General features: G+C 47.0%; 11 protein-coding genes. 2 read left to right on the top strand and 9 right to left on the bottom strand.

Annotation, left to right across the window (positions count from 1 at the left end):
* Positions 1–7: 7 nt before the first annotated feature.
* Positions 8–1,051, top strand: a complete 1,044-nt coding sequence (locus ACOZB4_RS22230) for an alpha/beta hydrolase family protein (protein WP_379408251.1) — start codon at positions 8–10, stop codon at positions 1,049–1,051.
* Between the two features lie 57 nt (positions 1,052–1,108).
* Entirely contained in the window at positions 1,109–2,533 is a 1,425-nt protein-coding gene (locus ACOZB4_RS22235) for an extracellular solute-binding protein (RefSeq protein ID WP_379408248.1), read from the top strand.
* 200 nt (positions 2,534–2,733) lie between these two features.
* Here the strand turns inward: ACOZB4_RS22235 and ACOZB4_RS22240 are convergent, their stop codons facing one another.
* The 9 genes from ACOZB4_RS22240 to ACOZB4_RS22280 all read right to left on the bottom strand — a co-directional run bounded on the left by ACOZB4_RS22240 (position 2,734) and on the right by ACOZB4_RS22280 (position 10,637).
* On the bottom strand, positions 2,734–2,961 hold the full coding sequence (locus ACOZB4_RS22240; RefSeq protein WP_379408242.1) for a helix-turn-helix domain-containing protein: 228 nt from the start codon (positions 2,959–2,961) through the stop codon (positions 2,734–2,736).
* A 67-nt stretch (positions 2,962–3,028) separates the two neighbouring features.
* Positions 3,029–3,271: a cold-shock protein gene (locus ACOZB4_RS22245; RefSeq protein WP_076322548.1), complete on the bottom strand. Its 243-nt coding sequence runs from the start codon at positions 3,269–3,271 to the stop codon at positions 3,029–3,031.
* 100 nt (positions 3,272–3,371) lie between these two features.
* Positions 3,372–3,572, bottom strand: a complete 201-nt coding sequence (locus ACOZB4_RS22250; RefSeq protein WP_006207692.1) for a cold-shock protein — start codon at positions 3,570–3,572, stop codon at positions 3,372–3,374.
* Positions 3,573–3,972: 400 nt separating this feature from the next.
* On the bottom strand, positions 3,973–5,778 hold the full coding sequence (locus tag ACOZB4_RS22255; RefSeq protein ID WP_379408226.1) for an ABC transporter ATP-binding protein: 1,806 nt from the start codon (positions 5,776–5,778) through the stop codon (positions 3,973–3,975).
* Positions 5,775–6,278, bottom strand: coding sequence for a lasso peptide biosynthesis B2 protein (locus ACOZB4_RS22260; RefSeq protein ID WP_339269586.1), 504 nt, complete (start codon positions 6,276–6,278; stop codon positions 5,775–5,777). The genes ACOZB4_RS22255 and ACOZB4_RS22260 overlap by 4 nt, the downstream gene beginning before the upstream one ends.
* A 2-nt stretch (positions 6,279–6,280) precedes the next feature.
* The gene (locus ACOZB4_RS22265) at positions 6,281–6,571 is read right to left on the bottom strand and encodes a lasso peptide biosynthesis PqqD family chaperone (protein WP_379408218.1); all 291 of its coding nucleotides are present in this window, start codon (positions 6,569–6,571) and stop codon (positions 6,281–6,283) included.
* 115 nt (positions 6,572–6,686) lie between these two features.
* On the bottom strand, positions 6,687–7,886 hold the full coding sequence (locus tag ACOZB4_RS22270; protein ID WP_422759650.1) for a nucleotidyltransferase domain-containing protein: 1,200 nt from the start codon (positions 7,884–7,886) through the stop codon (positions 6,687–6,689).
* Positions 7,883–9,220: a UDP-glucose dehydrogenase family protein gene (locus tag ACOZB4_RS22275; RefSeq protein WP_379416401.1), complete on the bottom strand. Its 1,338-nt coding sequence runs from the start codon at positions 9,218–9,220 to the stop codon at positions 7,883–7,885. The genes ACOZB4_RS22270 and ACOZB4_RS22275 overlap by 4 nt, the downstream gene beginning before the upstream one ends.
* A 37-nt stretch (positions 9,221–9,257) precedes the next feature.
* Positions 9,258–10,637, bottom strand: coding sequence for a sugar phosphate nucleotidyltransferase (locus tag ACOZB4_RS22280; RefSeq protein ID WP_379416403.1), 1,380 nt, complete (start codon positions 10,635–10,637; stop codon positions 9,258–9,260).

Here is a 10,637-nt window from a genome sequence, read left to right on the forward strand (position 1 = left end):
ACGATAAATGGCTTATCCGTTAACGCGGTTAACCGAGGAGTCCTTTCCCGGGTTACTAAATGACATTGCAAATCATCGGGATTGGGAATTGAAAAGGGATCGGATCGCAGCTGTATGGCAGCATTATATCGGATGGATGCCTGCTCCAACCCCTCCCCGTTACGTCATTCTCTCGGAAGCGCATGAGCTCGATCATACCCGGATTCACCTGACCTATGCTACAGGCTACGGAGATGAGGTAACGGCTTACTTGCTCATTCCAGGTCATCCATTAGCCCCAGCGGTTGGCGAAATTCCTTACCCCGCCATGTTGGCGTTACATCCAACAGACCCACATGGAAAGGATGACATCGCGACCAAAGCAGGCAGAGCGGGCCGCAGATATGCGCTGGAGCTCGTCGCCAGGGGATATGTCGTGCTTGCCCCGGATACGATCACGGCAGGCGAGCGTATTTATGAGGGCACGGAACCTTTTCAGACAGCCCCATTTTATTCATCCTACCCATCGTCTACCGCTGTCGGCAAAATGATTCACGATCATCAACAGGGCATCTCTTTGCTGCAATCCCTCCCCTATGTGAACGCGGATCGGATCGGTGCTATTGGCCATTCGCTGGGCGGTTATAACGCCTACTTCCTTGCAGCAGTAGATGATCGGGTTAAAGCCGTCGTATCGAGCTGCGGATTCTGCCCTTTCATGCAGGACCCCACTCCGGATCGCTGGGGACAGCGTGAGTGGTTCTCTCATATTCCGAAGCTGACTGATGATTTGAACGATGGATTCGTTCCGTTCGAATTTCATGAAATTATGGTTCTCATGGCTCCAAGGCCGCTCTTCAATTGGTTCACCCAGAATGATTCCATCTTTCCTAATTGGCAGGCAGCGTCATTTGCCTCCCAGGATATTCATCGTTTATATCAATGGTTAGGCTACGGGGAGCATTATACATCCTTGATCGGTAATGAGGGGCATAACTTCCCCGATCCCATCCGCAGCATAAGCTATCAGTTTCTGGATCGTTGGTTGAAAGAGGAATCTAGTATAAAATAGAAATACGCTAGTATATAATAGAAAGAAGCTGATATAACGTCATAGGAGCGGATTGTTGTGTTACGTAGAAAAGATGATTTCATGAAGCGGTATCAAAAATTCAAGGATGACCTCCGCGGTGAAATAATAAGCGGGCGTATTAAACCTAATGAATTTATATTGCCTGAGAATACGTTGAGCGAACAATATCAGCTTAGTCGCGTATCCATACGTAAAGTACTTGCAGAGCTTGTCGAGGAAGGCCTCATTGAGAAAATATCCGGCAAAGGAAACCGGGTTCTCGCTCCGATTAACGGTCTTGCCGTCAGAGAAACGATCAAGCTGGCGTGGTTTTCGACTTCATACGAAATTGATATCGTACGTGAGATTGTCAATCGATATCAAGCATCGCAGCCCTTTGCCGACGTTGAGCTTTCAATCATATCGGAATCCGGCTATATGGAGACCCTCGTTCAACTCATCGAGAATGGTGAAGGACCGGACGTATTCATGGTATCCGACAGTCAATTCCGTCAATTGCTGGACCTGGAGAAGGCTCATCTTATTGAGCCATATATTTCACCTGTGTTGGAGCCTGAAACGGACAGTTATCCGAAAATTTACGAGTTGTTCCACTTGGCAGGCGAACCCATCATCACACCGTTCCTGTTCTCGCCTGTAGTCATATGCTACAACGAGAGTCTGTTCGACCAAGCAGGTATTGGCAGAGACCATCCTATTCATAACTGGGATGCGCTGGTCCAAACAGCGAAGAAACTTACGGCGGATCTGGACGAGGATGACCGGATTGAGCATTACGGCTTCTGCTTCTCTTCATCCCCCCATCGCTGGCCGGTGTTCATGCTGCAGAATGACGGAAGCTTGGCGTCATCCAATCAGACGCTCAATCTAGATAATGCCAACACCATCGAGGCTTTGCAATTTTGCCTGGATTTAATGTATAAAGAAAAGGTTTCCCCTATCTACTCCCATGGTAGTGAGTACTTGGCAGAGTCACTATTCGTAAAAGAACGGGTAGCTATGATCTTGAGTACGTACTATTTCATGAATGAATTTAGGGGAAGCGCGCTGCGTTGGAACGTCCGTCCTGTTCCGAAGGAAAAATCCGAGGGGACACTGCTGCTTGGCGGAGGACTGGCCATCAACAAAAATAGCCAGCGGCTTAAGCTGGCGCAAAGCTTCACCGATTATATGGTGGGAGCAGAGGCACAAACGCTGCTCAAAAGGCTGGGGTGCACGATACCCGCACGCAGAGAAATCGCGGAAGACGACTCACTGCTCAATCCGCAGATCCATCCGAAGGATTACAATATCTTTAAAGATATACTGCCATATGCGAAAACGCTGCTGGAACTGAATTTATCCAGCAGCGAGGTTAACCTGCTGAGAGACGAGATGCAGCTTATGTGGATGAATATGGAGAGTCCTCAGGATGCTTGCAGCCGCATCGAAGATCTCATTCATCATCAGCGTAAGAAATAATGTGGAATGAACCTTACTCCAGCCGCTAACCCTAAAATGATATGCACATACACCGCCCTCCGGTCACATGGGAGGGCGGTTTTTTTGGGGGAAGCCTAAAGAAGGCGAACGCCAAAAAAGGAGCGATGGGACATCGCTCCTTCAGTTGGTGATATATAGCTTCCGTTTCGTGATCGGCTCGAAAAATGAATCGATCGTAGTTATCGTTTATTTACAATATGATCGATTTCACTCTTCAACAAAAGGTATCGATGCACGCTTCTCATGATCGGAACTTTGGTCAGCTTATTCTGATCGACATATCTTTTCATTTGATCTTTGGACAGACCTAACAATTGACCTGCCTCAGAAACGGTTAATACTTCTTCATTACTGGTTGCATTAAACGTTTTTTTCACCTTTAAATTCCAATCTTCGAACACCTGCATGAGATCTCAACCTTTCTTTAACGCAACGACTAAAACAAAATGGTCAAGGAGCCGTGAGAGCAGCGCCTTACGATTTGGTGTCCTTGCGCTGATTCTTACGGTAAAGCTTGATTTGCTGATCCGACGAAACAAGGATCGGCAGGACTTTATTGCTGCTAACCATGGACGACGCGCACTGTGAACAAACGGGAACTTCCTTGAACGAGAAGCTATCTCGAATCCAACCGTTACACCCTTCCTTCGTACAAGACCAGATCGCAGTCATCTCTTCCGGCAGATTTTCCAGTGGTTTATTCCAAGAATAAGACAATGAACTTCCCCCTTAGCTACATTTTTAACGCCTTCATGCTGTTTTGAGCTCTATTATAAAAAAAACCCCAAACGGTACGTTTGGGGATCTTTTCAAAAATCTACAGTTTTACAACGTTCTCAGCTTGTTGTCCGCGGTTACCTTGGACTACGTTAAATTCAACACGTTGTCCTTCATCAAGCGACTTGAAGCCGTCACCTGTGATTGCACTAAAGTGTACGAATACGTCTTCGCCACCTTCAACCTCGATGAAACCAAAGCCTTTTTCTGCGTTAAACCATTTCACTGTTCCTGTTTGCATAGAAACACCTCCTAAATTTATATGATTTTCTCATTTTTGGTTAAAAACAAAAAATTCACATATTGCACAAGGTTCCTGATCAAAATAATAACCCTCTGCAATATGTGAATCTCAGGTCAAAATCCCAATAAACTTATTATACCCCAACCGTTCCAAAATAGCAAACGTCTTATTTCTTATGTACAATTCATAAAAAGACAAGGGTAAGCTGAATGTAAACAAATGACCGCTAAAGGGATGTTGATAAGGAGGCCGGGTGTAAGTATAATCTGCTAGCTCAAGAAATGCTTCCGCAAAAAAAACGGCCATTTCCCGGTAAAATACCGGGAAATGGCCGTCGGGTTGCAGCATTAACAACAGGTCTTGCACATACAGCAGTGTTATGCGATCCAATCAGAGGTTACATCTGAGCACCTGTCTGATAACTCAGCAGCTGCCGGAAAGTGCCTTTGTGATCTTGGGAAAGCTGCTGATACCCCCCCTGCTGGATAACCCGCCCTTGCTCCATCACGATGACCTGATCGGCATGGCGAATGGTGGACAGTCGGTGGGCGATCACGATGATCGTCATGCTCCCTTTCAGCTGTTCCAACGCTTCCTGGATCCGCTGCTCGTTCTCACTGTCGAGTGCACTTGTCGCTTCGTCCAACACCAGAATCGAAGGCTTTTTCAAGATAGCTCTCGCCAGCACAATTCGCTGACGTTCTCCACCGGACAGGCGGATACCGCGATCACCAATGACGGTGTCGAGGCCTAGCGGAAGCCCATGTACGAATTCGTCGGAGGCTGAAAACCTCAGCGCTTCCCACAGCTCGTTATCCGAGGCGTCGGGAGCAACCAGCTTCAGATTATCCCGGATGCTCTCATTGAAGAGAAAAGGATCCTGCGCCACATATCCGATACTCCCTCGGAGCGACATCAACTGACGTTCGTCCTCCATGGACACGCCGTCTACAAGAACTTGCCCGCTCTCCGGTTGGATCAGTCCCATAAGAAGATCGATAAGGGTGCTCTTGCCCGCCCCTGATTTGCCGACGATGGCCGTCATGCGATTAGCAGGAATATGTAAGTTGATATTTCGCAAAGCATAGACGGTGGAAGCGCCATCGTACCGATAGTCCACATGGGTACAATCGATTCCATTTTGCAGCTGAAGTCGCTCGCCCCCTGTCATCGAAATCGATCCGGCGATCTCCCTGTCTACCTCGTATTCCGCTTGCAGCTCGCGTATCGCCCGGAAGGCCGGGAAATTCGACACGAGCTGCTCAGTGCTCGATTGAATGCTGATAAATCTAGGCCATAGGCGAGAAAAGATAAGAACGATCATCAGCAGCTGTTCAGCAGGCGTACGCAGCACTTCCAGCGCCAAATACACAAATCCGGCAACCAGCAATACAGACGAGAGCCGATAGATCAGCTGGGACAAGGAATTGATCTTGCCAAATTGGATAAAATTATGCTCCATTTTTCGCGACAGCCTGTCAAACCAGTTCATATGAAATGGCTCCAACCGGTTGCTCTTAATATCCTTGATGCCGTTGAAATGTTCGCTGATGCCCGCAAAATAATATTTCGAAAGCTCTGTCGTCTGCTCGCCGATCCGCTTCGACCGCCGGATGAATCGGCGTCCAAACAGGGCAAGGAGCCCACCGCTCATCAGGACGATGAGGGTCAGCATCGGGGCAAGCCATAGGGCAAGCCCAATCTGAATTATTGTGAACAAGAAAGACGAAACCATCTGCAAGAACAGAAACGTGCCTTGATTCACGCGCCCGAGTTCATTGGTCATGACATGGTTGAAATCCGACTTGCGGTGGCGCAGGAAGAACTCCCACTTGGCATGCAGCAACCCCTGATACGTTTCCATGCGCAGTTTGCGAATGAATCGCTGCAATATTTTTGCATTCAACAGGTTCTGACTGCGCTGCAGCAGGGCTTGCCCGCCCACAATCACCACATAGAGGGCCAGCACCATCGGCAAATTGAGCTGCAATGACCATGAACCAGCCAGATCCATCAAGGTTGAGACAAGCGGCACCCCGCTCAAATCGGTCTGGAATACACCAATGACACCGAGCAGAGGGACGATCAAATAGATGCCGATGCCGTCCAGAACACTGATGAACAGGATCATACCCATATTGAGGTAGAGCTTAAACCCCGCCATCCCATGCATTTTACGGATAAAATAAAAGAGATCCTTCAATGTAAAAACTCCTTATCGGATGACCGCTTCAAGTTCAAACCTTCGGTCCCCATATCCTTACCGAATATCCCGACAACGGCATACCTTTCATGCCCTTCTCTTCCCGTTACAATATAAGAGCCGAAGCGGAGCCAGGCATGGGCAACCATCATTCCGTTATCGTCCCGACCGCTTCCCAGATAAAGTGTACTCGGAATCCCTCTTCGCTCCAGCATCTTCATCGCGGCAACGGCTTTAACCAGGCATTGGCTTTCCCACCATGTGACACGGCTCATGGTATGGACGGCTCTGGAGATTTGGCGGACAAGCGAAAGCTCCTCCTCCGTATAGCCCACATACGGTGTCTCCTTCATAGGTTCTCCCAGAGACGGAGATACCTTTTGAAAAGGGAACAGCTTGAACACTCTTCCCCAGGCCAGATACAAGTAAGCTTCTGCCAACATAAGCTTCATGCTAACAGGATAAGACATAAATCGGCGTGCTTTCCGGTACAGACTCATTGCTATTTATCCACCTGAACAAGGCCTTCTGTGGCTAACTGCTTGAGGAATAATCGTACCTGCTGCTCACAGAGCTCCGGTTCAATCTCATACTCCAATACCAATTGATCCACCATATTGGAGATCGTGACGGGAGACGAAATAAATTCCCATATTCGCCCGCCAATCCGTCCCAGATTATAATACTTGCCGTTTTCGATGCTCAGCATCACCTTCTCGCCATCCATATCACTGACCAGGAAACCTTCGGATTGTACAACGAGAGCGTCTGTCGTGATTAATTCAGTAGTCATGGATAGAACCCCCCTTTTTTCAGCTATATAAACTGGCCTGAGAATATTCTGATGATACCCGCTTCTACAAAATGGATTGTGATTGTGATCCAATGATAAGAGCGATGATGCACCCTTAAATCGATGGTTGTTTCATACGCCGCCAGAACCAGAGAAATGGCCGGAGCGGATAATACAGAAAGTGCAGTGATTTGGGTAATGGCAGTACCGAAGCATCCCGCGAATTGGGCAGAAACTTATTCAATATATACAAAATTTTCTGTTTTCCCGTCATTAACGAGAATAGGTAACGGTTATAACGCCATGCCACGCTTTTCTCCGGCACCGGGTTCAATTTGACGATCCTTTTAATATAGTAGAGTGCACTTTGTGCAAGGCGGTGGGCTTTGGAGTTTATCGTTAATACAGTCATATCGTGCGGAATGTCGACTGAGAACAGTCGCGATAAAAGAATAAAGGCCTGCCCTACATATTGCTGTCCCCCATATCGCTCAAAGTGGGCCTTCATATCGTTGCTGTTTATCATGGGAAGCAGCCTTGCAATATCCATCAGCCAACGCAGCCGGAACCAACCATGCCTGGCACCATGGTCGGCCAGATAGTTTAGCAAATCCTCATTTCCCAGATAATGATAAATCTGATGGGACAGCATCACATCATTCCTGCGCTCCCACAATAAATCAAAGGAAAATGACTTGTTATAATGAGGATTCAGACGCCAGTGAACTTCGATCTGCGCTGAATGTTTCTTATGCTCGTAGGACAAATGATGGCTTGTTTTCTTCCAATTTCCCAAGATACGTTCATCCTGCAATTCGTACCCAAGCTGTACCAACACCCGTTCAACTCTTTCCACGTCATCCGCATCCACCAAGATATCCAAATCCTTCGAAGTCCTGTGTGCCAGATCCCCATAGAGCTGCGTAGCTAGTATAGGGCCTTTAAGCAAAAGTGTACGCACCCCAGTATCCTTGAGCGCCTCACAAAGCTGGCTCATTTCCCTGCTTAAATGAAGCATTTTCATCACATTACTATGATAATGCTGCTGGAGAGACGCCATAACCTCGAATGGAATGAGGGATGCATCCACCCCTTTAAGTCGCAGATATACAAGCGGATAAACCCGGTGGTGCAGCGCGAGTTTCATGAACATATCCCAATCGATATCCGATGCATATTGCTTTATGAGAATTTCTTCATGCGTGTTATTGCGGAGAAGAAAGAGTAAAAAAGACAGCTCTTTGGAGATATCACTCAGGTCCAGCTTAACGGCATCTTCAATAATCAAGGTATCCACCCCAAAAAAATTGATCATAGCAAGAGTGCAGGCACTTGCTCTCTTACGCCTTTATTCATTCCTGGCCGACCGATCGAGTAATAGACAAGCTTCGTCTTTGCCAATTGTTCCTCATCGTATATATTACGTCCATCGATCAGGTACGGCGATTTCAACCAACTCTCGATATCGGATAATGGAACCTGCTGGAATTCATTCCATTCCGTTAAAATACAAAGTGCATCCGCTTGCCAAACTGCTTCCTGGGCATTTCGGCAGTAAGTAATTCCGGCAATATCATAATTCCTCTTGAAATTATCCGTCGCAACTGGATCGTAAGCCTTCACCTTTGCCCCTCGTTCCATTAATTCCGATATAATCTCGTATGCTGGCGAATCACGGACATCGTCGGTTTCAGGCTTAAACGCCAAGCCCCAAACCCCAATCGTTCTACCCGTTAGATCACCCATCAAGGCTCCCAACTTGCGAATAATGTTGAGGCGTTGGTCTCGATTGACCTCAACGACGGATTTTAGAAGCTTAAAATCGTAATCCATCTGTCCGGCTATTTGAATAAGAGCTTGTGTGTCTTTAGGGAAGCAGGAACCACCGTATCCGATACCCGCTTTCAGAAAAGAAGAGCCAATGCGCTTGTCATAACCCATACCATAGGCTACTTTCGTCACATCGGCTCCAACTCGCTCACATATATTTGCAATTTCATTGATAAAGGAAATCTTTGTAGCAAGAAAAGCATTAGAAGCATATTTAATCATTTCAGCACTGCGAACATCCGTTATGATCATATTTTCCGTCAAAGGTTTGTGCAACTCAACAAGCTGCTCCTCTGCCCTCTTGCTGTCCGTTCCAATAATAATCCGGTCTGGATTCATGGTGTCTTGAACCGCCGTGCCTTCCCGCAAGAATTCAGGCACCGAAGCGATATCAAAGGATTCATGTGTATGCTGTGCAATGATTTCTTTGACTTTTTCGTTCGTTCCTACCGGAACGGTACTCTTCGTTACGATAATCTTATAACTGTTCATCGCCTGCCCGATCTCTTGGGCTGCCATCTCGATATAACTCAAATTGGCTTGCCCATTCGGCATAGACGGTGTTCCCACCGCGATGATGATGATGTCCGATTGCTTGACTGAAGCGATCAAATCGGTGGTAAAACGAAGATTCCCTGCTTCCTTATTAACGGTGATCAACGACTGAAGACCAGGCTCGTAAATGGGAATCTCTCCACGTTGAAGCTGTTCAATCTTAGCCTCTATTTTATCTACGCAGATGACCTCGTTTCCAAGCTCGGAGAAGCATACGCCTGAGACCAGGCCAACGTAGCCGGTACCAATGACCGTGATTTTCATCCTTTTTCACTCCTCTGATAGCGGATTTCGCTATCCTTTATGAAGTTAAAACACTTATCTTGATTTCATCCCAATTCATCGCCAATCTTACAATGTCATCCTCAATCAATTCGCTGCCGGTTTGCACCTCAATGATTTCGATATCGGTGATAGCGCGTAGACTATGCCTTGCTTCAGCCGAGATGACGACAACATCCCCCTTACCAATCATTCGAACGTTGCCGTCCAATATCATTTCGCCTTGACCGGATATCACCGTCCATACTTCGCTGCGCAGCAAATGATATTGGTAACTTAAATTCTTCCCTTCTAAAATGCATATCCGTTTTGTCAATACTTCATTGCCGTTTGGATACTTGGTATAGTCGAGCACGCGATATCGTCCCCAGCGACGCTCTTCATACATAGGCCGTTGGTCTCCGAATTGGAGCACTTCCTTTATCCGCATACTGGCGCTCTTCTCAGAGACCAGAATACCGTCGGGACTAGCGGCAACAATCAAATTAGGCGCTCCGATGACCGTTATGGGAATATCCAACTCATTGATGACATGCGTATTGGAGGAATCGTCGGTTAAGGTTCCTTTTCCGATCAAAGGGGTATGAATTTCTTCGGTCAATGCATCCCAAGTTCCTAAATCCTTCCACATTCCTTTATAAGGCATAACAACGATGTTTTGCGCTTTCTCAACCACGGCATAATCAAAGCTTGTTTTGTTTATACGGCGATATTGCTGAAGCAATTCATCATATTGAATAGGAAGCGATTTCTCTATCAGATAATGAATGAGATACTCAAGCCGAAAAGCGAACACGCCGCAGTTCCAAAACGCTGTTTGTTCTATCAGCCGAAGCGCATGCTCTTCTTCAGGTTTTTCTACAAAGTGGCTCACCTTGAAGAATTCCGTCCCATTCTCTAAATTCGATGCCGACTGAGGGACGATGTAACCAAACTTCGAGGATGGATGATCAGGCGATACCCCCATCAACCCGAGATCAGCGCCGCTTTCCAGCATTAACGCCTCTAATTCCTTTACCTTCTCGAAGAAATGATCCTCGACAAACGGATCAACCGGAAGTACGATCACAACCTCATTGAGACTGATACCTTTAATGGAATATAAATATCCCGCTGATAAAGCAATCGCCGGAAAAGTATCTCTCCGTTCCGGTTCTACGATAATTTCCACCTCATAACCAAGCTGATTTTGGAGTAGTTCTACCTGGGATTTCCCGGTTGCCACAATCGTGGATTGCTGAAGGTCCATTTGTCCTAACTGATCCCATACTCTCTGAACCATCGACTGGCGTCGTCCTGACTCCCCGTCTAATATCTTCAGAAATTGCTTGGAACGTGTCTCATTGGACAATGGCCATAATCGGTTGCCGCTGCCCCCAGACAATAGAACAATATGCAT

Source organism: Paenibacillus sp. NPDC058898 (genome assembly GCF_049316025.1).
Lineage (GTDB): Bacteria > Bacillota > Bacilli > Paenibacillales > Paenibacillaceae > Paenibacillus_AQ.